This window comes from Sinomicrobium pectinilyticum, from assembly GCF_003725735.1.
GTDB classification, from domain to species: domain Bacteria; phylum Bacteroidota; class Bacteroidia; order Flavobacteriales; family Flavobacteriaceae; genus Sinomicrobium; species Sinomicrobium pectinilyticum.
Genome location: NZ_RJTM01000011.1, coordinates 57503 through 79406, shown reverse-complemented (window position 1 = coordinate 79406; position 21904 = coordinate 57503). Strand labels below are relative to the sequence as shown.

Below are 21904 nucleotides of genomic sequence, written 5' to 3'. Positions count from 1 at the left end.
CACCTCCCGATTTCCAAAGAACCGGAGGTGTTTTTATTTCAGGTAATAAAAAAGGGAGAAGCTTATTTATACAATTCTTTATTAGGCTTATCTGTCATGTAAAAGGTCAGTTTTCCTCCTTTGAGGATATCGCCGTGTTTCAGGAAAGGTTCCTTTAAACTCTCTCCGTTGAATTCCACTTTCTCCACAAATACATTTTTTTCTGACTGGTTCTCTGCCACGATCTCCAGCATATTACCGTTCTCCAGGTGGATATTGGCATGTTTTACAGCCGGACTTCCGAGAGCATAATCTTCTGAACCCGGTGCTACAGGATAAAACCCGAAAGCGCTGAAAATATACCATGCACTCATCTGGCCGAAATCGTCATTTCCGCCGAGACCGTCTTCACCGGTCTGGTACATCCTTTTGAGTATCATCCGTATTTTATCCTGGGACTTCCATGGGGTGTCCGTCCAGTTATACAAGTAGACAACATGGTGCGACGGCTCGTTACCATGCACATAGTTACCGATAATCCCTTCCCTGGAAATATCCTCGGTCTTTTCAAAATATTTATCGGGCAGTTCCATGGTGAAGAGGGAGTCCAGCCGCTCCGAAAAGCGCTCTTTTCCTCCCATCATGGTTATCATGGTCGCGGGATCATGTGGTACGTAAAGGCTGTAATTCCATGAATTCCCTTCTATAAATCCCTGTCCGTGAGTATCCAGCGGATCAAACTCTTTTTTGAAACTACCGTCACTTAACTTCGGACGCATAAAACCGGACGCCTTGTCGTAAACATTCTTATAGTTCTCCGATCTCTTTATGAATTCCTGATAAATATCCTCTTTACCCAGTTTCTTTGCAGCCTGTGCAATAGCCCAGTCATCATAGGCGTATTCCAGGGTTTTGGATACGGAAGCGCCGTTTTTGTCTTCCGGCACATACCCCATATCCAGGTAGTACTGTAACCCGTCATAATACCGCGTACGTGCAGTTTGCACACAAGCTTCCAAAGCGTGTTCCGCGTCAAAATCCGCGTTCCCCTTTACAATGGCATCGGCAATGACCGAAACACTGTGATAGCCTATCATACACCAGTTTTCATTGGCATAGTGCGACCATACGGGGAGCATAGGGTGCACACTCTGATCGTAATGAGCGAGCATGGATTGTACCATATCCGCATTTCTTTCGGTCTGCATCAGGTTAAATAACGGGTGCAGTGCCCGATAGGTATCCCACAGGGAAAAACTGGTATAATTGGTAAAATCCTTCGTTTGGTGAATGTTCATATCCAGCCCACGGTATTTTCCGTCTACATCCATGTATTCCGTAGGCCCGAGAAACGCATGGTACATGGCCGTGTAAAAGTTGACCATGTCCTCTTCGGAAGTGGTTTCTACGACAGCTTTGTTGAGTTCCTTGTTCCACAGTTCCCTGCCTTCTTTTTTCACCTGTTCAAAATCCCAGTGCGGGATCTCGGCTTTCATATTGGCCAGGGCTCCTTCGGTACTGACCGGGGAGATGGCAAACTTTATTTTTATCTTTTCATCTTTCCCGGTCTTAAAATCAAAATATGTTCTTAGTTTTTCACCGGCCATTTCGGGGAAGTTCTCCTCCTGATCGAACTTTCTCCAGAAACCTTTGTACACGTTATCATCATAATTGGCCTGTCCGTATTTTACAAACGGTTTGCTGAAAGACATGGCAAAATATACTTTACGGGTACGCGCCCATCCGTTAGTTTGCCGGAAACCGGTGACCAGGGTATCGTTTTCAACCCGGACGAAGGTCCATACATTCTTCTCATCGTAATTATATATCCCTGCCATCAGATCGAGAACAATATGTGCTTCATCCGATTCGGGAAAGGTATACTGGTGCATTCCCACCCTGCTACTCGCGGTGAGTTCGGCTTTTATATCATAATCTTCCAGTTGTACGCTGTAATACGCCGGTTCGGCCGTTTCCGTATCATGAGAGAAAGCGGAGCGGTAACCGTTTTGGGGTTTATCCGCTGTTCCGGGATTCAACTGTAATTTTCCCGTTGTCGGCATAATGAGGAAATCGCCCAGGTCGGAATGCCCGGTACCGCTGAAATGGGTATGACTGAAACCTACGATAGTCTTATCGTCATACTGATACCCGGCACAGTACTTATAGACATCCGGATTGTATTTACCGTCCACCGCATAGGGTATGGTATCGGTATCCGGGCTCAACTGTATGCTTCCAAAAGGTACTGTTGCCCCGGGATAGGTATGCCCCATTTTGGCCGTGCCTATCATAGGGTCTACATAACGAGCAAGGTCCGCAGAGGGGAAATTCTTTTCTGTTTTTATTGTTCTTGTTTCCTGTTTATTCGTACAACTGACGGATAACAAAGAGACCACTGCAAAAAGCCCCGCCCATCCCTTCGGATAAAAGGGACGAAACGGGGATACTTTTTTACTTTTAAAGTTTTGCGACATACATTGGGATTATTGATTGGAAAGGGAATAAGGGAAGTCCGCTTTCTTCGTTCCTCGCTTCTTATTCGGCGCATCGGACATCTCTATATCTATAACGGCACCTTTCATCAGGGCTTTATGGCTCAACCAGTTTTTGGTGTATTCCTTACCATCTATACTGACCTTGTTTATATAGCGGTTGGTATCACTATTGGCAGGAGCGTTTATGATCACCTCTTTACCGTTTTCGAGAGTTATGGTCACCTTTTTGAACAATGGTGCCCCCATTACATATTCATCCGTTGCAGGGCAAACGGGGTAGAATCCCATTGCCGAAAATACATACCAGGCCGAAGTCTGGCCATTGTCCTCATCTCCGCAATACCCGTCCGGGGTAGGCCTGTACATCCTGTTCATGGTCTCTCTTACCCAATACTGGGCTTTCCATGGTTCCCCGGCATAATTATAGAGATATATCATATGCTGTATTGGCTGGTTACCATGCGCATACTGCCCCATATTGGCTATCTGCATTTCCCGGATCTCGTGAATGACACCGCCGTAGTAGCTTTCATCGAAAACAGGGGGAAGAGAAAACACTTTATCGAGTTGTCCTGTGAATTCCTCTTTACCTCCCATAAGATCTATAAGCCCCTGTATATCGTGAAATACGGACCAGGTATAGTGCCAGCTGTTCCCTTCGGTAAAGGCATCACCCCATTTAAAGGGGCTGAAGGGCTTCATAAATTTGCCATCTTCATTTTTTCCCTGCATCAGCTTGGTCTCGGGATCGAACAGGTTCCTGTAATTGAGACTCCGTTTTTTGTATAGTTCTATTTCTTTTTTGGGCTTGCCGAGGGCTTTCCCCAACTGATAGATCGTAAAATCGTCATAGGCATATTCGAGGGTACGGGCGGCATTTTCATTAATTCCCACATCATAAGGCACATAACCAAGCTTGTTGTAATATTCTACCCCGGCACGGCCCACAGCTGTAAGAGGCCCGGCATTATTGGCACCGTGTATCAATGCTTCGTACAGGGTCTCTATATCGTATTTATATTTTCCGTCTATTTTCAGATAGGCGTCAGATACTACGGAAGCGGAGTTGTTCCCTACCATTACATTCCGCAATCCGGGACTAGCCCATTCCGGTAACCATCCGCTTTCTTTATAGGCATTAGCCAAGCCTTCCTGCATCTGTGCGTTCAGTTCGGGATACATAAGGTTCAGGAAAGGAAAGAGGGAACGGAAAGTATCCCAGAAACCGGTATCGGTAAACATATAGCCCGGGAGTACTTCCCCGTTGTAAGGGCTGTAATGTACTACGTCCCCGTTTTCATCATATTCGAAAAACTTTCTCGGGAACAACAGGGAACGGTAAAGGCAGGAATAGAAGGTACGCATTTGTTCTACGGTGCCTCCTTCTGCTTTTATACGGCCGAGTTCTTTGTTCCAGATATCCCTTCCTTTTTTCTTTACGGTATCAAAATCGTCATTTCCGATTTCTTTCAGATTGCGTTCCGCCTGTTCGAAGCCTATGAAGGAAGAAGCCACCCTCGCATTTACTTTTTCTCCTTTTTTGGTCTTAAACCCGATAACGGCGCCTGCATGATCTGCTTCCATTTCCAGAGCATCCCCGAGTTTATCCCCGTTAAACGTAGAAGTTACCTCAAAGGCTTTGTCAAATTCGATAACGAAGTAATTTTTAAAGTTTTCCGGGACGCCGCCACTGTTTTTGGTCGTATACCCGATCACTTTATTTTCGCCCGGTATTATTTTTACGTAAGACCCTTTATCCAGGGCATCGATAACCACGTAAGAACTGTCTGTTTCAGGGAACGTAAACCGAAAACGTGCCGCCCTTTCGGTAGGGGCCAGCTCGGTAGTGACATTATGATCGGCCAAATATACACTGTAGTAGTACGGTGTTACGGTTTCCGCTTTATGGGAATACCAGCTCGCACGATCGTCTTCATTGAATCGGAGCTCTCCGGTCACCGGCATAATGGCGAACTGACCGTAATCGTTCATCCAAGGTGAAGGCTGATGTGTTTGTTTGAAGCCTCTTATTTTATCGGCAGTGTACATATAGGCCCAGCCATCTCCCATTTTTCCGGTTTGAGGGGTCCAGAAATTCATTCCCCACGGCAGTGCTATGGCAGGATATACATTACCGTTAGAGAGGCTGTACTTGGAATCGGTACCCATAAGGGGACTCGCCCAATCTACGGGATTATCCACTTTTTCCACCATCACGGTCTGCGCCCGTGACATCTGGAACAGGGCAATAACGGCAAAAAGAACTATTGTTAATGATTTCTTTTTCATAGGAGGTTTTTAAATGGTTTTAATGCCTTACCAAAATAGTAAAAATACGGAGAGGGATATGAATCATCCCCCTCCATAATTGCTTTAGATTTAATATCCAGGATATTCTGTTCTAAGTTAACGTGAGTTCGATATAAAACCCAAACTATCTACTTTGATATCCTTCATTTTGAGTCAGGTTCGGATTGCGTTGCAACTCATTTAACGAAATAGGGAACACCAAATCTGTTGGTTTAAACGTTGCTCCCGCTGCATTCTGAGCCCCTATTAAATCTACATAAGTCACTTCCCCCTTGGCGGATTCCGAAACCTGTGGAAATTTCATAGTCCTCACACAATCGTCCCAAATTTTAAACTCCAATGGAAATTCTCTGAGTCTTTCTGTCCAACAAGCTTCTATAAACTCCTGAGTAGAAAGCATCATCAACTCACTCTCAATATCCGCAATAGACGATCCCTCAGTATTAGCTCTTACCTGTATCTGCGCCAAATAATTTGCAGCTTCGGGTGTCACCCCTTCCGTTTGCGCAATAGACTCTGCATAATCGAGATACGCCTCCGCCAAACGGTAAATATTCCAGTCCTTAGTAGACCTACCCGTATTCAGCACAGCTTCTTCATCAAAATAATACCAACACCCGGCTTGCCCTTCCGGAGCAGTCCAGGTCTTATTATTAGTCGGGTTAGTATAACTCCAATGAAAAAACTGTCGGGGTTGAATACGCAAATCGTCCTCCTCATACACATTCAAAAACCGGTTGACAGGACCGTAAACCCTTTCAAAAATAGAATACGTACTAAATACTCCTGTAGCCGAAGAAGTAAACGCATAAGTTGGCCACCAACCACCGTCATTAATTGTAGCATCGTATTCCTGACTGTAAATCACCTCATTTAAATCATCGATAGTACGCAACTTATTATAAGCACTACTCCCCTCCAGATCATCATTAGTCGTCAAAGTATGCGGAGAATCAATTACCATTTTCGCATAAGTCTTGGCATTCGCATAATCTCTCGTATAGAAATACACATCCGTAAGTAACATCGCTGCCACATATTTGGAAATACGATGCCCGTTTGCGGCAAAGGTCTTCTCCGGCAACACTTCAATAGCATCCTGAAGATCTGATACAATCTGATCGTATATGGAACTGCTCGGTGCCCTTTCCGGATACAACTCATCCAGATTAGAAGGCTCTAACAAAAGCGGCACATCGCCAAATGCCTTCACCAGATAAAAATAATTAAACGCCCGAAAAAACTTTGCCTCAGCAACAAGCTGATTTCTCTTTCCCTCATCCATATCAATTCCGGGAATACTCACAATAGCATTATTAGCCACATTAATCGCCTTAAAGCAATTGTCCCACATACCATCGGAGTTCGCCGAAATCTCATTAGTATGATCCTGTCTCGTCAATAATCTGGAATACCTGCACACCACTTCTTGTCCTTCATAACTATTCGTAAAATAGCCGGTTAGCATTCCCATCACAGAAGAGTGAGACCCTACATACGCACTGGGAGCAGCCGCAATACGCTGGCTGGCACCATTCCTGTACAGGTAATTCACATTAGATTCCGCCTGAGCTTCAGTTTGATAATAATTTCCACTAGACACAGTGGACTTAGGATTCTCATCCAAAAAATCGGAACACGATACCGATAACAGAAGAGTCGATATCGACAATATTTGCCATATGTTTTTTATTGTAATTCTCATCTTAGTCGGTTTAAAAAGTTACATTTACACCTAATGTCCACGTTCTTGCTCTCGGATAAGAATAGAACGCCATATTTTGTCCAAATTTATTCGTACTGCCTTGCGATGTCGCTTCGGGGTCATAACCGTTAAAGTCACTGGAAGTTACAACAAAAGCGTTATTTACATTCATATATAACCGAAGTTGTGAAAGCCCGAGGGTAGCACTTTTCTCAGAAGGGAATGTGTACCCCAACTGGATCAGGTTAGCACGTAAATAAGACCCGTCGGCAATCCATGATGAATCCACCGTAGTATCCTGACCTGCATGTCCGGAATTAGTCAAATAGATAGCCTGCTGCATCGTATTCGGGTTCGTTCCGTCGTAGGCGTCGTACAAGATATTGGACAACCCGTTAGTAATACCAAACCGGTCATACGCAGGGTGATAGAACTGTTGCATGGTTTCTACACCCCAAACAAACTGCATATCTACCGTCAGGTCAAAATTCTTATAAGAAAACGTATTGATAAAACTTCCTGTCCAATCCGGCATACCTTTACCTATAATCTCCTTCTCGCTAGTCCGCTTAGCACGACCTATCTGGTCTCTGGTAATATCGCCATTTTCGAAATCCTCTTCCGTATAAACTCCCAATCTTCTATACCCGAAAAAGCTACTCAGGTTTTCCCCTACCCGCAAAATACTATTAGAACCACCTACCCAGTTATTCAACTCAATATCCTCATTGTTCTCTCCCAGCTGAAGAATCTCATTTTTGTTATAGTTCATATTCAATGTAGTATTCCAGGTAAAATCCTCTGTCTGCACCGGATATGCATTCACCATAATATCCAGTCCTCTGTTCGCTACCGAACCTATATTCTTATAAAAGAAACTAAATCCTGTAGAAGTCGGCAGTGGTGTTTCTAACAGCAAATCCGTTGTCTTTTTATGATAAAAAGAAGCCTCCAGGTTCAACCTGTTCTCAAACAATCCCAGGTCTACCCCTATATCAAACTGAGCCGTTTTTTCCCATTTCAAATCCGGATTCTCAATAGTATTTATATAAGACCAGGGTACACGTGTACCATCTTGCAGTTGTGTTCCGGAATCCACTAGCGCCAAAGACTGATAGGGATCGATTTCCGAATTACCTGTCACCCCATAACTGGTGTGCAACTTTAACTTACTGATAAGGTTGCTATCTGCCAGGAAATCCTCCTGAGAAATATTCCACGCCAGACCTGCCGAAGGGAAAAACGCATATTTATTATTATCCCCAAACTTGGAAGACCCATCATAACGACCTGTAAGCGTAGCCGAATACTTATCATTAAAAGTATACGCCAATCGCAGGAAATAAGAATTCATCGCCCAGCGGTTAAAATCCGAATCAGGTGCATCGGGGGTAGTTCCGGCCCCCAAATTAAACCACTCAAAAAAGTCATCGCTAAAACCTTCGGTATACGACCGGTCATAATTGTACTTTCGTTCCTGCCATGAGAGTCCTGCCATAGCATTTATCCGATGCTTGTCAAATGTTTTGTTATACGTCAAATACGTTTCTTCCTGCCAGTAAAAAGTATTCGTATGTTGCACTTCCGCCCAACCATTTGGCATAGAAAGGTTATTCAAATCAATAGAGGAATACCCTCTATAGGTAATATTGTGACTATCCACACCGTATTGCGTCTTCAGATCCAATCCGTCCGCAAGGTGAAACGTCAAGGCAGCATTACCAAAAATCTGGGTATTGTAATTCATCCGTTTCTGCTTCTCTAAGATCATCACGGGATTAGACATCCCTTCAAACCCAAATCCATCGGCCATAGTTGTACTGGCCGACGTCGTATAATTCCCATCAGAATCCCTAACCGGCATCCACGGCAACATTTCTATCATAGTCCTACGAGCATCCTGACCCCCTCCGGTTTCAGGTGTATACCTACCCCAGGTGTGATTCACCATTAAATTGATGGAAGTACTCAACCAATCTGTCGGATCCGCATCAAAAGCCACCTTGGCATTCACCCTCTTGCTATAGGTGTTATTTACAACCCCTTGTTGATCGGTATAATTTAAAAACGCCCCCACGGAAGATTTCTCACCTCTCGACTGAATCCCCACCTGATGATTGTGCGACAATGCCGTTCTGGTAGCCTCTCTTTGCCAATCGGTATCGTACAGAGGATTACCGTTCTCATCAAAAAATTCCCTATCCGAGAACCAGTACGACCTGTCCAAAGGCCAGTCATACCCCATATACTTATTCTCATTCTCCAAACCAATCATAAAAGCATCGGTCCACTCTTGTGCATTTAAAACATCCATATAGCGCGCAGGCGAACTCAAGCTCACAGAACTTTGGTACGTAATAGCAAGTCCTTCCGACTTTTTACCTCGTTTGGTAGTCACCAGGATAACCCCGTTCGCCCCTCTGGCACCGTAAATCGCCGTAGCAGAAGCATCTTTCAAAACCTCCATACTCTCAATATCGTTAGGGTTCACCAATCCGAAATCCTCCATAACCACCCCATCTACCACATACAGAGGAGTAGAGGAAGAATTAATAGTAGACAACCCACGTATCACTACACGACTCTGATAAGCTCCGGGCTGACCGGAATTGGAGTAAATATTCACCCCGGAAACCTTACCCCTCAAATTATCCAATGCACTAAATTGCTGATTCTTAACCAGGTCCTCTCCTTTAGCAACAGAAATAGATCCGGTTACATCCGATTTCCGCATCGTACCATATCCGACAACCACAACTTCATCCAGAGCCTGGGCATCCTCCCGAAGCGTTACGTTTATGGTTGTTCTCCCGTCCACCGGAACTTCGTTATTCTTATAACCGATGTAACTAAAAACGATAACGGCATCTTCGGGAACATCATTCAACGTATAGTTCCCGTCAAAATCGGTTTGGGTCCCGTTAGTAGTACCCTTTACCACAATGTTTGCCCCGGGTAACGGCCCGCTGGCATCCGACACGGTCCCGGAGACCGTAATCTGGGCCTGTACTGCTCCTACAGCACAAAACAATGCTGTAAAGAGTGCAAGCTTTTTCATTAAAATTGTCTTCATGAATGCTGATTTAGTTTAGAATTAAGTTTTTTGGCTACCCCCGTTTTTGGCATATTTTGGATAAATACGCTAAAACGTTTTAGCGATCTGATAAAAATTTTAGTGCCTTTTCAGTACCCGACACTAAAACCAAAAATTAACATTTTATTAGCACGGTGCTATTTTACGAAAAAAAATCTATCTCGCAAAAAAAGACTTGTTTATTTATTAGGTCTGTAAAATTTAAATGTTAAATCCACGGTTTTCGTTTTTGCATTTTTAATTAATTCCCGGTAAGATCTGTTATTTTAACGGAGTAAAAAGATGTTTTGCACACAGGAAAAGTACGAATTACCCTCAGCCCAGACATAGAAAAAGCCAGCCGCAGGTTTTCCTGCGACGGACTTTCGTACAACAATCTAAAACATGAAAAAATTTAAGACAAAAGGAGGGGGAGTTGTTATACTACCTATACATTGTAGTTCTCCCAATCCATAATTTCTCCCCTGTCTTCCGGTTTAATGCTGTTTTGCAACATCTTCTCATCATAAGCCATTCCGTGTTTATCCAGAACATCCTGCGGCACTCCATCCCAGACATTAGGAGTATTCCCCACATAGCCGAGGTCTTTTATGCCTATCTGGCTGGTATAGAATCCGGTGGCAACCAGGTTTCTTATCCTCGAAAAGAAAACTGCTCCCTGTTTAAGCTCCGGGATCACTTCTTCCGGATAGGCTATATCCTTCACTATGTTTTCCCTTTCTTCTGCCGAGCAGGATACAATCTGTTTGTTATATCTCTGACCGCTTTCACGGTCCAACCACATCAGCCCACCCCGTAGCGGCACTTGGTGTTCAGGAATATCCTTAACAATAAACTCTATGAATTCCGGGACACCGGCCTCGGTTGCAGAGCCTGAAGTATCGTCGGCGGGAATGATGATATCCGCCAATACGGCAATTGTTGCCATTTCGTGCTCGGTAAAGAAGGTTTTTCCGTTCAGTTCCGCATCGCGTGCCGCTTCTTCCGGAGTACGTCCGTAACCCTTACCATTATCTGCAGGCTGCGGGGTGGCTTCTTCCTTCTTTTCTTCTACGGGCACACATCCGTGAAGCATGAACCCGGAGGCTACACCTCCTATTACCAGCGTTTTAATTGTTTCTCTTCTGTCCATTTTTTAGTTTCTAGTTGGGGAGTTGATGAGTTTGGGATGGGAAATTATCTCCCTCTGTCTGCGACATCTCCCCAAAAGGGGAAAATATGTTTTTATTAACTCATTATCAAATTGGCTCATTCTCTCATTAGCTAAATATTCATTCTTTTCATTTCTTCCTTCAGGTAATCCGATGCTCTCCAGGCCAGTGCCAAAATAGTCCAGGTAGGATTTTTGTCTGCCTGGGACACAAAAGGGCCTCCGTCCACTACAAAAAGATTGGGAACATCGTGTGCCTGGTTGTACCTGTTAACTACTGATGTTTTGGGATCATCCCCCATACGGGTGGTCCCTACTTCATGTATGATCCTTCCCGGGTTTTCCAGACCGTAATCGGTTTCCGCACCGGGCCTGTCCCCCAGGGCAATTCCACCCATCGAATGGATTACCTCTTCGAACGTATCGTGCATATGCTGCGCCTGTTTCCGCTCTTCATCGGACCATTTGTAATGAAATTTCAATACGGGAATACCATATTTATCCACTACATTCTGGTCGATCTCACAAAAGTTGTCTTTTCTCGGAATGCTTTCCCCCCTTCCGGCCATGCCGAAAGTAGCCCCGTAGAACCTGCGAAGATCATTTTTGAAATCCAGGCCGTATCCGCCTGCTTTTTTCATCTTCCCGTCTTTTCCGGGAACCTGGCCATTCATTTTTTCCATACCGAAACCAAATCCATAAGCCGGCATGCCCATACCACCCCAGTATTCTATATGATACCCTCTGGTAAAACCGAGATTCTTACTGTCGTTAAGCCACCATGGAGTATACAGGTGCATTCCGCCTACACCATCTTCGTTGTAACGCTTTCTGTCCAGGAGGGACGGAATTAACCCCATTCGGGAAGCCCCGGTAGAATCGTGCAGGTATTTACCGACAAGATCGCTGGAATTAGCCAGCCCGTTAGGGTGTGCCGCCGATTTGGAATTTAATAATATCCTTGCGGAACTACAGGCGCTGGCAGCCATGATGACCACTTTTGCCTTTAATGTATATTCCTGAAGATCCTCCTTGTTTACATAAGAGACCCCGGTAGCCCGTCCCTCATCATTGGTGAGCACCTCACGTACCATGGCATTGACATAGAGATCCACGTTTCCGGTCTCCATCGCCGGATTTACCAGGACGGAAGACGAAGAAAAGTCGCCATAAACACTGCACGAACGGGAACATTGATTACAAAAAAAGCAGGCCCCTCGTTTGTTGTTTATCCTTTTGGTAAGGATCGAAAGCCTGGAGGGGATCATAGGCACACCTACCTTTTGCGCTCCTTTTTTAATATACAATTCGTGTAACCTCGGCTTGGGAGGAGGCAGAAAGTAACCATCGGGCTCATTAGGTATATTTTCCCTGGTACCGAATACCCCTATCATTTTATCCACCTTATCGTAATAAGGTTTCACATCATCATAACCGATAGGCCAGTTATCACCTTTGCCATCAAAGTCTTTGCGCTTAAAATCGAGCGGACCGAAACGGAGGGATATGCGTCCCCAGTGATTGGTTCTTCCTCCTAGCATACGCGAACGGAACCAGTCGAACTCTGTTCCCTGCTCTTTGGTATAGGGTTCTCCATCTATCTCCCAGCCCCCGTAAGCCATATCAAAATCACCGAAAGGTCTTACTGTTCCTGCGCCACGCCTGGGAGACTCCCATGGCCATCGCAATTGTGTACGTTGCTCCGCATTGGCAGGATCGAAATGTGGCCCCGCTTCCATCAGCGCTATTTTAAATCCGGCTTCCGAAAGGACATGGGCTGCCATACCTCCCCCGGCACCGGAGCCTACAATACATATATCGTAGGTCTTGGTCTGTTCTTTAATCTGAAACGACATTCTCTATTTTTTACGGGTCTTCAATTAAACTGGTTAGTAATTCTATGCTTTTTAATCGTCTTAACAGCTGCTCATTCCAACGGATCACTTTTTACCCCTTCAACGGTGATCTTAACCGGAAGGATAAATCCGTTATCATCAAAATGCATCTCATCAATGCAGGTTTCCCTGGAGTTCCTGTCGGTTTCATCCAATGGCCGCCGGTGATAAACAATATACCATCGGTCTTTTCGGGGAACTTTGATCACCGAATGGTGGCCGGCACCGGTGGCAATATCCATATCCTGTTGCAATATTTTATCAATACGCTTAAAAGGCCCCATCGGAGAATCGGCAATGGCATAGGCCACACTGTAATCCGGACCTGTCCACCCTCCTTCGGACCACATGAAATAATACTTTCCGTCACGGATGAACATAAAAGGCCCTTCCACATAATTCTCCGGGGTAATTTCCCGAAAAATTTCTCCATTCTCAAAAGGAATAAAACCGGTGAAATCATCATTGAGCTGTGCTATGTTGCAGTGCTTCCATCCACCGTAAATAAGATAGTGTTTTCCGTCCGCATCACGGAATACAAACTGGTCTATGGGTTGTGCACCATTGTGGAATTTATCAATAAGCGGTTTTCCCAGATAGTCTTTAAACGGACCTTCCGGCCGCGATGCAACTGCAACGCCGATACCACCGTACTCCTCATCACTCTGGATATCATTGGCCCCGAAAAACAAAAAATACTTATCGCCCTTTTTGATAATGGAAGGTGCCCAAACAGCTCTCTTCGCCCATTTCACCGAAGTTGTATCCAGTACTTTTTCATGTTTTGTCCAGTGCACCAGGTCCGGAGAAGAAAATGCATCAAAAAAGACCTGTTTGTCATAAGGTGCGGAGTATGTAGGGTAGATCCAGTACTTATTATCAAATATAATCCCTTCCGGATCGGCATACCACCCTTCAAAAACGGGGTTGTTATTGTGAACCGGATTTGCCGCCCCTTCCTGGGCGTTTATCGAAAACCCCGAAATGAGGAATAGGCAAAAAAGTACTGTGTATTTCAAAATCTGTTATTTTTTGCAGTTATATGACCTTTAAACCTCCTCATAATATTAAAAAACTTCCACTCCATACCGGACATTTGGCATAAAAAACATGCTAAAACGATTTAGCGTAGCTTTGGAAAATTTTGCAATTTTATGGTGTTTCCTGTCTTTTCGCATCTTGCGTCTTTGTCAACAAAGGAGGCTGACTAAACATTCATCGTGCTATTTTACGAAAAAAAATCTATCTGGCAAAGTACAGGTGTTTTTTTTACATAAAAATCAATAAAGTGCGAGGATAAATAGAAAACAGGCAAATATTTTATTGGGAAAAAACCCGCATAAATACAGGATAATAGCTGCCCGGAAAACATTAAGAATAAAAAACTTTATACGGGTTTCTTCTTTCCCGAAGACGATTCCCTTACCACTAGCCTAGCGGATAATTCAATTTCATTTCTAAGGATATCCCCGGCAGCTTCTTCCTGCATCAATTGGTGCAGTATACTTTCCACCAACTTATGGGATATTTCCTCTACCGGCTGGGTAACAGTAGTTATCGCCGGCGTATGCATCCTGAAAACTTCACTATCGTCAAAAGCAATGACTCCGATATCCCCGGGGATAGATAAATTCTTTTGTCTCACTGCTTTCAGTCCGCCTACTCCCAGGTAATTTGACGAAAAGAACAGACTGTCTATTTCCTTGTGCTCCGATAAAAATTCCATAACGGCATTTACGATAAAAGACTCTGTACTGCCATAGGGGATCCGCAGAACAAACTGTGGGAGACCTGATGCTTCCAGGGCGTTGACATAACCAAGATAACGGCCGGACATCTGGGTTTGGGTAGAATCGAGCGTAACAAAGCCTATCTTCTCATACCCCTGCTCTATGAGATGCCGAATAGCATTCCGGGTACTTTGTTCATTGTCTATCACCACATATCCGGTAGAAAGTCCGGCAAAATACCGGTCGAACAGCATAAGAGGCACCCTGTTGGCAACCAGGTTTTCTATTTCCTTTTCGATACCTTCTGTCGGGGTAATAATATAGGCGTCTACTCTTCTGTCTTTAAAGGTCTTTATAAGTTCCCGGGTTTTTTCTGCATTATTTTCCGTACTGCAATAAACAATCTTGTATCCGCTGTTGTTGGCACTGTCCTCAATAAGCCTTGCAATACTGGAAAAAAAGGGATTGGATATATCTTCTGCCATGAAAGCTATGATCTTCGACTTCCCGTTCCTCAGGCTCCTGGCGAAATGATTGGGCCTGTAATCCACTTCCTTGACAAACTTTAATACCCGGTCTATCACTTCCTGGCTGATCCTGTTCTCCCTGGCTTTTCCGTTAAGCACCAGGGAAACCGTAGTAATGGATAGCTGAAGTTCATTTGCTATATCCCGGATGGTTCGTTTGTTTTTCATTTTTTTATTTATGCTTATTCAAAAAACACGGCTCCTCTTATTTTGCCGTTTTTTTAACAAATTCGCCACAAATATATTAAAACGAAAATTAGAAATTCCGCCGGAAGGACAAAGAGTTCCGGACTTACATTTTCAGGTAAAAATCGCGGGTAAGATTTATATATTGTTCCGTGTACTGATGTCTTTCCTTCTCAATGACAAGCTCATCGATTTTCACTTCCTTCTCTTCAAAAGAAAATGACAAAAGAGACCTTTTAACTGCAGTCTTCCCTTTCTCTTCCGAACCCCGGACCCGGGTTATGCGGTACGGGAACAGCCCCTGCTTACCCGCCATCTCCTTAAAGCTTTCTTCTTCTTTATAAGGGAGGATAACATGGAAACTGCCTTCTCCGGAAAGTAACCGGGATACGGATTCCAGCAATTCTTCGAAAGGAAGGGAAATCGCGGCCCGTGCCATATCCCTTTGCCTATAGCCGGAAGGGACGTTCTCTGTAAAAAAGGGAGGGTTGGAGACTATAAGGTCATAAGTATCTTCTATTTCTTCCGCAAACTCATCCAGTGAAGCATGATAGCAAAACAACCGATCGTTCCACGGTGAATTTTCAAAATTTTCCATACACTGTTCATATGCTGCCTCATCTATCTCCAGGGCATCTATCAGCTCCGCACCGCTGCGTTGTGCCAGCATTAGTGCTATCAGTCCCGTACCCGCTCCTATATCCAGGATGGAAAAAGGGTTTCCGGAGATATCGGCCCATGCACCTAGCAGCACACCATCAGTCCCTACTTTCATGGCGCATTTGTCCTGGGACAGGGAAAATTCTTTAAAATGAAATGGCTTATCAGACATATGCGGAAATTTAGTCCGTTCGAAAATAACCGCCCTTTTGCATAAAGCACCGGGCTACACCGGAAAAATTATCGAAAAAACTTTGACAAGTTATAAGTACAGTTCTATCAGACCCTCAGGAGTATTTACTGTGATCGTACGCTTATCCCGGTCTATTTTTTCCACGAACTCATCGTTCATAGGAATAAGTATTTCCTTATCCTCCCGGTCTATCAGAAAGAGGGATTGGGCCGTAGTATCGTTCACCCCTTTAACAATCCCCACTTTTCCGAAATTTTTATCTTCCACCGTAAAACCTATGATTTCGTGAAAGTAAAATTTGTTCCCGGAAAGCTTGGGTAATGCGGTCAACGGAAGGTAAAGTTCCGTCTTCATCAGGGCATCCGCATCTTCTTCGGTAGTAACATCTTCTAGCCGAAGCCTCAACAGGTCGGACTTATGCAGGGATGATTCTTCAATAAAAAAAGGAACCAGGTCATGGCCTATGGCTATGAACACTGATTCCAGATTTTCGTACAATTCGGGTTCATCGGTATCCAGTTTTACCAGCACCTCACCCTTAAAGCTGTATTTCTTGACAATTTTTCCGAGATAGAAGCAATCTTCTTTCTTCATCCCTTCCAAATTTAACTACTCCGCAGCTTCCTTGTTCTCTTCAGCGGCTTCTTCGCCGGTCTCTGCCGCAGCCTCAGCTTCTGCTTCAGGTGCAGTTTCTTCCACTACTTCCTCTTCAGGAGCTTCATCCTGTACAGCTTCTGCTTTTCGCTTCTCGCTGATCTCTCTTTCCGCTTCTAATGCTTTTGCTTTTGCTTCTTCCTTAGCTTTGGCCAACCCTTCGGTCTTTTCAGAGACCTTTCCGGTCTTTTCTTCCAGCCATGCTTCAAATTTGGCTTCCGCTTCTTCCTGGGTCAATGCCCCTTTCTTCACTCCGCCAAGTAGGTGTTTTTTAAGTAACACTCCTTTGTAGGAAAGAATCCTTTTGGCAGTTTCCGAAGGTTGAGCACCATTTTGCAACCATTTTACAGAACCGTCCACATCGAGCTCTATCTGTGCAGGATTAGTGTTGGGATTATAAGTCCCCAGTTTCTCAAGAAACTTACCATCTCTTTTAGCACGTGAATCCGCAGCTACAATCCAATAAAAAGGCTTTCCTTTTCTACCGTGTCTTTGCAATCTAATTCTTACAGGCATAATACATTAATTATATGGGGTTCCCGACCCCGGTTATTAATTACAAATACTCCTTACAAAAAGGAGGGTGCAAATATAATGATTTTTTGCCGTATCCCGACCCTATAATTTATTTTCTTTTAGGACATTACTTTTTCGCGCTAAAAAATCTAATTTTGAAGCGTCCTTCATCAAATCATATATAAAAATAAGGTCTTGAAAAAAGCAACGATATTACATATAGACAGCAATCACCCGCTGTTATGGGAACAGTTGGAACAGGCAGGTTTTGAAAACCATAAAGATTACACTTCTTCCAAAACGGAAATCGAGGAGAACATACACCAATACCAGGGTATTGTCATAAGGAGCCGTTTTAAAATAGACCGGGAATTTTTGGACAGAGCCGGGAAACTCCGGTTCATTGCCAGGGTGGGGGCCGGCCTTGAAAATATAGATTGCGGCTATGCCAAGGAAAAAGGCATTCACCTCATCGCAGCTCCCGAGGGCAACCGGAATGCCGTAGGAGAGCAGGCACTCGGGATGTTGCTTTCCTTGTTTAACAACCTAAATAAGGCAGACCGGGAAATCCGTGAGGGACAATGGCTCCGGGAAGCCAATCGCGGCCATGAACTGGACGGAAAAACGGTGGGTATCATCGGTTATGGCAATACTGGAAAAGCGTTTGCACGAAAACTGAGGGGATTCGATTGTAAAGTCATCTGTTATGATATTCTCCCGGACCTCGGCGATGAAAATGCCAGGCAGGTCTCTCTTGGGGAACTGCAGAAAAAAGCCGACGTAGTAAGTCTGCACACTCCCCTTACCCCCCTTACGGATAAAATGGTGGACAGTGATTTTATCCGTGCTTTTGCCAAACCTTTCTGGCTGATCAATACGGCAAGAGGGAAAAGTATTATTACCAAAGATCTGACCGAAGCATTAAAAGAGAAAAAAGTCCTCGGTGCCGCACTGGATGTACTGGAATACGAAAAAACTTCCTTCGAATCCCTCTTCTCCGAAGATCGCATACCCGAAGCATTTCAATACCTGCTGCAAGCCGATAATGTACTGCTGTCCCCCCACGTGGCAGGATGGACTTTTGAAAGTCATATTAAACTGGCACAGACTATCGTTAACAAAATCAAAAGCTTTTATAACCTTTAGCCATAACAAGAGTGTTCAAAACAGATAAAATTACCGGCCTTCCGGAAAGCCGATTTTAACAAAAAACCGGCCGGGTCGCTGCCATATAAAAAATTTTCATATTTTTAACATACTTAATCAAACCGAAATCAATTTCAATCATGAGTGAAGAAAATAAAGACGAGAAAAGCTTTTCTGACAAAGCAAAAGCAATGGGCGAAGAAGCGAAAAAAACCGCCAGGGAAATAGGTGACGAGGCCAAAGAGAGCGCCCGTGAATTCGGTGATGGTGTACAGGAAACCATTCACAGTCAGGAAAACAAAAAGATCCTTGCCGGTGTACTGGCCATAGTAGTAGGGGCCTTTGGTGTTCATAAATTCATCCTCGGATATAACAAAGAAGGGATTATTCAGATACTTCTTTCTTTCCTGTGTGGCATCGGTGGTATTATAGGCCTGATCGAAGGTATTATATACCTCACGAAATCAGACGAAGAATTTTACAACACTTATCAGATCGGTAAAAAACCCTGGTTCTGATATTCATCCAGGCTACATCCATAAACGCAATACCTCAATAATTCAAGCTATAGCTTTAGAAGCTAAGATAAAATATATTAGAGGATATAGTTTGAACTGTTTTTGAAACCAATCAGGAAGGGCTACACCCTGTAAACCATAATTATAGAAGCTATCGGAGTATTCCGGTGGCTTCTTTTTTAATATAAAACAAGATACGGAATCTAAAAGACGGAAATACATTTGTTAGTTCATCGGCAACAGACTTCAAAAAAACAGTTACCGATTTTCCCTTTTACACAAAGCCATTATCTTTGTCCGAAACCTTCGTATCTGTCAAAACAATGCTAGACGTTAAGGATATCTCATTCCGTTTTACCGAAAAACCGGTGCTAGATACGGTAAGCTTCCAGGCCCAACCCGGGCAGGTCGTATCTGTAATCGGGGAAAGCGGATCAGGAAAAAGTACGCTTTTGCGCGCTATTTACGGCCTTTATGACCTTGACCGGGGAGAAATTTACTGGAAAGACAAAAAAATACTTGGCCCTGCACATAACCTGGTCCCGGGAGAGCCTTACATGAAATATCTCGCACAGGATTTTGACCTGATGCCATATGTATCGGTGAGAGAAAATATAGGAAAGTTCCTGTCCAATTTTTACAGGGAAGAAAAGTCCGAAAGGATAGACGAACTCCTGGAAATGGTGGAACTGGAGGAATACGCAGATACAAGACCGGGAAACCTCAGCGGGGGACAGCAGCAGAGGGTAGCCCTGGCAAGGGCCGTTGCCCAGCAACCGGAAATACTATTGCTGGATGAACCCTTCAGCCATATAGACAGTTTCCGTACCCACAAGCTGCGCAGAGACCTTTTCGCCTTCATCCGGAAAAAGAATATAACCTGTATCATTGCCACTCACGACAGTGTGGACGCACTTTCGCATGCAGACAAAACCCTGGTTATGAAAGACGGAAAGATTATTCGCGAAGATGATCCGGAGCAGCTGTATCAAAAGCCCGGCAATAAATACATCGCTTCCCTCTTCGGGGAAGTCAATGAAATACAGGCAAACCTACTTTTCCCTGCAGAAAATTATCCCGATGACAAAAAAGTACTTGTATATACTCATGAATTGCACACCACCGAAACATCTGCCCTGCGTGTACGAGTCAAGGAATCCTATTTCGAAGGCAGTCGTTACCTCATCAGAGCCCTGCACCGTGGGACTCCTCTCCTTTTTGAACATCCTTCGTTTATAGCACCGGAAGAAACCGTCTACCTCAAAGCAGAAAAAAAGATAGTTAAAGAAAGAATAAAAAATTAAAAGAAAAACCCGCTAATCCGTTCGGCAACTTATATTTGCGCCTGAAACCAGTAGTGGTTGGCCATATTAGATAAAAACCTGTTATGAAAAAAATTTTGTCTTATCCGCTTTCTGCCCTGTTTTATTCGTGCTTTGGCCTGTGCCTGGTCATATTCCACGGCATTCAGTGGATATGTCTCAACGTTTTCGGGTATACCGCCCATAAGAAAAGTGTATCCATACTGAACTTTTTCCTCGTACGCTGCACCAACATACTCGGCACAACCTATACATTCGAAAACCGTCACCTTGTGCCGGAAGGAGTGCCCCTCATCATTGTTGCCAACCATCAGAGTATGTACGATATTCCTCCTATCATCTGGTATATGCGAAAATTTCACCCGAAATTTATAAGTAAGAAGGAACTGGGCAAAGGAATCCCCAGTGTTTCCTATAACCTGAGGCACGGAGGTTCGGTGCTTATAGACCGGAAAGATCCGAAACAGGCGCTTCCGGCTATAAAGAAGATGGCGGAATACATCGAAAAACACAACAGGGCCACGGTTATTTTCCCGGAAGGCACCCGAAGTAAGAACGGCGTCCCGAAACGGTTTTCGGAGAATGGACTGAAAATTTTATGTAAATATGCAACATCCGCGTATATTGTACCGTTAAGCATAAATAATTCGTGGAAAATTGTTAAAAATGGCAATTTTCCCTTAACTTTGTGTAATCGGCTAACCTTCACCATACAACAACCATTTGCCATCCAAAATGTTCCTTTTAATGAAATAATAGAGAGAACGGAAAACGCAGTAAAACAAGGAATAATCATATAAATTTATTATGTCTATAAAAAACGTGCGACTGGAAGTAATGCGACTTCTGGAGAAAGATATCGATACTTTTGTGGATAAATATTTAATCCCTGTGGACACCATCTGGCAGCCCAGTGATTTTTTACCGGATTCCGAAAATGAGAATTTTCTGGAAGAGGTAAAGGAGTTACGCGAACTGGCCAAGGAAATGCCATATGATTTCTGGGTAGTACTCGTTGGGGACACCATTACGGAAGAAGCACTGCCTACTTACGAATCCTGGCTGATGGATGTGGAGGGGATAGACCAGATCGAAAGAAATGGTTGGTCCAGATGGGTAAGGCACTGGACAGGTGAGGAAAACCGCCACGGAGATGTACTGAACAAATACCTCTATCTCTCCGGAAGAGTTAATATGAAGGAAGTGGAACGCACTACACATCACCTTATCAACGACGGATTTGATATCGGCACCGATACCGATCCTTACAAAAACTTCGTATATACCAGTTTTCAGGAACTTGCCACCTATATTTCCCATAACCGGGTAGCCAAACTCGCAAAAAAATACGGCAACCAGCGACTCGCCAAAATGTGTAAGATCATTTCGGGAGACGAAATGCGCCATCACCAGGCTTACAGCGAGTTCGTAAAGCGGATTTTCGAAGTAGACCCAAGCCAGATGATGCTGGCATTCCAGTACATGATGAAACAAAAAATAATCATGCCCGCACATTTTCTGAGGGAGTCAGGTCAAAAGCTGGGAGCTGCCTGGGAACAATTCTCGGACTCTGCACAACGTATTGGAGTATATACCTCTTATGATTATGTGGATATCATCCAGAAACTGATCGCCAAGTGGCAGGTAGACAAGATGACAGGGTTAACCGATGAAGCAGAAAAGGCAAGGGATTACCTCATGAAACTCCCGGCAAGAATGCTGAGAATATCAGAAAGGATTACCATTCCAAAAGAATCCCACATATTCAAATGGGTAGAGCCTGCAACAGCCAGATAAAAAAATAACCATACTTTTTAAAAA

General features: G+C 44.1%; 16 protein-coding genes. 5 read left to right on the top strand and 11 right to left on the bottom strand.

Annotation, left to right across the window (positions count from 1 at the left end; genetic code table 11):
* Window positions 1–62 precede the first annotated feature (62 nt).
* From ED312_RS02300 to ED312_RS02250, 11 genes are all read right to left on the bottom strand, one after another.
* A complete protein-coding gene (locus tag ED312_RS02300; protein ID WP_123214386.1) occupies window positions 63–2456 on the bottom strand; it encodes a GH92 family glycosyl hydrolase in 2394 nt (797 codons plus the stop codon).
* Between the two features lie 9 nt (window positions 2457–2465).
* Complete coding sequence (locus tag ED312_RS02295; RefSeq protein WP_123214385.1) at window positions 2466–4766, bottom strand: GH92 family glycosyl hydrolase; 2301 nt, start codon at window positions 4764–4766, stop codon at window positions 2466–2468.
* Between the two features lie 145 nt (window positions 4767–4911).
* A complete protein-coding gene (locus ED312_RS02290) occupies window positions 4912–6492 on the bottom strand; it encodes a RagB/SusD family nutrient uptake outer membrane protein (RefSeq protein WP_123214384.1) in 1581 nt (526 codons plus the stop codon).
* A gap of 10 nt (window positions 6493–6502) precedes the next feature.
* Window positions 6503–9565 (bottom strand): SusC/RagA family TonB-linked outer membrane protein, encoded by a 3063-nt coding sequence (locus ED312_RS02285; protein ID WP_123214383.1) that lies wholly within the window; start codon window positions 9563–9565, stop codon window positions 6503–6505.
* Between the two features lie 448 nt (window positions 9566–10013).
* On the bottom strand, window positions 10014–10718 hold the full coding sequence (locus ED312_RS02280) for a gluconate 2-dehydrogenase subunit 3 family protein (protein ID WP_123214382.1): 705 nt from the start codon (window positions 10716–10718) through the stop codon (window positions 10014–10016).
* Window positions 10719–10849: 131 nt separating this feature from the next.
* A complete protein-coding gene (locus ED312_RS02275) occupies window positions 10850–12592 on the bottom strand; it encodes a GMC family oxidoreductase (RefSeq protein WP_123214381.1) in 1743 nt (580 codons plus the stop codon).
* 71 nt (window positions 12593–12663) lie between these two features.
* Window positions 12664–13650: a glycoside hydrolase family 43 protein gene (locus tag ED312_RS02270; protein WP_170164429.1), complete on the bottom strand. Its 987-nt coding sequence runs from the start codon at window positions 13648–13650 to the stop codon at window positions 12664–12666.
* 368 nt (window positions 13651–14018) lie between these two features.
* Window positions 14019–15056 (bottom strand): LacI family DNA-binding transcriptional regulator, encoded by a 1038-nt coding sequence (locus tag ED312_RS02265; protein ID WP_123214380.1) that lies wholly within the window; start codon window positions 15054–15056, stop codon window positions 14019–14021.
* Between the two features lie 124 nt (window positions 15057–15180).
* Window positions 15181–15906: a tRNA1(Val) (adenine(37)-N6)-methyltransferase gene (locus tag ED312_RS02260; RefSeq protein ID WP_123214379.1), complete on the bottom strand. Its 726-nt coding sequence runs from the start codon at window positions 15904–15906 to the stop codon at window positions 15181–15183.
* Between the two features lie 90 nt (window positions 15907–15996).
* Window positions 15997–16521: a ribosome maturation factor RimM gene (gene rimM, locus ED312_RS02255; protein ID WP_123214378.1), complete on the bottom strand. Its 525-nt coding sequence runs from the start codon at window positions 16519–16521 to the stop codon at window positions 15997–15999.
* Window positions 16522–16536: 15 nt separating this feature from the next.
* Window positions 16537–17097 (bottom strand): 30S ribosomal protein S16, encoded by a 561-nt coding sequence (locus tag ED312_RS02250; RefSeq protein WP_123214377.1) that lies wholly within the window; start codon window positions 17095–17097, stop codon window positions 16537–16539.
* A 195-nt stretch (window positions 17098–17292) separates the two neighbouring features.
* Here ED312_RS02250 and ED312_RS02245 point away from each other — a divergent pair, with 195 nt between their 5' ends.
* The 5 genes from ED312_RS02245 (at window position 17293) to ED312_RS02225 (ending at window position 21880) form a co-directional block, all read left to right on the top strand.
* Complete coding sequence (locus tag ED312_RS02245) at window positions 17293–18243, top strand: 2-hydroxyacid dehydrogenase (RefSeq protein WP_123214376.1); 951 nt, start codon at window positions 17293–17295, stop codon at window positions 18241–18243.
* 140 nt (window positions 18244–18383) lie between these two features.
* Window positions 18384–18761, top strand: coding sequence for a TM2 domain-containing protein (locus ED312_RS02240; protein ID WP_123214375.1), 378 nt, complete (start codon window positions 18384–18386; stop codon window positions 18759–18761).
* 323 nt (window positions 18762–19084) lie between these two features.
* On the top strand, window positions 19085–20065 hold the full coding sequence (locus ED312_RS02235; RefSeq protein ID WP_123214374.1) for an ABC transporter ATP-binding protein: 981 nt from the start codon (window positions 19085–19087) through the stop codon (window positions 20063–20065).
* Between the two features lie 83 nt (window positions 20066–20148).
* Entirely contained in the window at window positions 20149–20883 is a 735-nt protein-coding gene (locus tag ED312_RS02230) for a lysophospholipid acyltransferase family protein (protein ID WP_123214373.1), read from the top strand.
* A gap of 7 nt (window positions 20884–20890) precedes the next feature.
* Complete coding sequence (locus ED312_RS02225; protein ID WP_123214372.1) at window positions 20891–21880, top strand: acyl-ACP desaturase; 990 nt, start codon at window positions 20891–20893, stop codon at window positions 21878–21880.
* Window positions 21881–21904 lie beyond the last annotated feature (24 nt).

Coding starts and splice junctions, on each gene's coding strand:
- ED312_RS02225 (WP_123214372.1), top strand. CDS start 20,891: ATGTCTATAAAAAACGTGCGACTGGAAGTAATGCGACTTCTGGAGAAA.
- ED312_RS02260 (WP_123214379.1), bottom strand. CDS start 15,906: ATGTCTGATAAGCCATTTCATTTTAAAGAATTTTCCCTGTCCCAGGAC.
- rimM (WP_123214378.1), bottom strand. CDS start 16,521: ATGAAGAAAGAAGATTGCTTCTATCTCGGAAAAATTGTCAAGAAATAC.
- ED312_RS02275 (WP_123214381.1), bottom strand. CDS start 12,592: ATGTCGTTTCAGATTAAAGAACAGACCAAGACCTACGATATATGTATT.
- ED312_RS02300 (WP_123214386.1), bottom strand. CDS start 2,456: ATGTCGCAAAACTTTAAAAGTAAAAAAGTATCCCCGTTTCGTCCCTTT.
- ED312_RS02240 (WP_123214375.1), top strand. CDS start 18,384: ATGAGTGAAGAAAATAAAGACGAGAAAAGCTTTTCTGACAAAGCAAAA.
- ED312_RS02265 (WP_123214380.1), bottom strand. CDS start 15,056: ATGAAAAACAAACGAACCATCCGGGATATAGCAAATGAACTTCAGCTA.
- ED312_RS02280 (WP_123214382.1), bottom strand. CDS start 10,718: ATGGACAGAAGAGAAACAATTAAAACGCTGGTAATAGGAGGTGTAGCC.
- ED312_RS02250 (WP_123214377.1), bottom strand. CDS start 17,097: ATGCCTGTAAGAATTAGATTGCAAAGACACGGTAGAAAAGGAAAGCCT.
- ED312_RS02230 (WP_123214373.1), top strand. CDS start 20,149: ATGAAAAAAATTTTGTCTTATCCGCTTTCTGCCCTGTTTTATTCGTGC.
- ED312_RS02295 (WP_123214385.1), bottom strand. CDS start 4,766: ATGAAAAAGAAATCATTAACAATAGTTCTTTTTGCCGTTATTGCCCTG.
- ED312_RS02285 (WP_123214383.1), bottom strand. CDS start 9,565: ATGAAGACAATTTTAATGAAAAAGCTTGCACTCTTTACAGCATTGTTT.
- ED312_RS02235 (WP_123214374.1), top strand. CDS start 19,085: ATGCTAGACGTTAAGGATATCTCATTCCGTTTTACCGAAAAACCGGTG.
- ED312_RS02290 (WP_123214384.1), bottom strand. CDS start 6,492: ATGAGAATTACAATAAAAAACATATGGCAAATATTGTCGATATCGACT.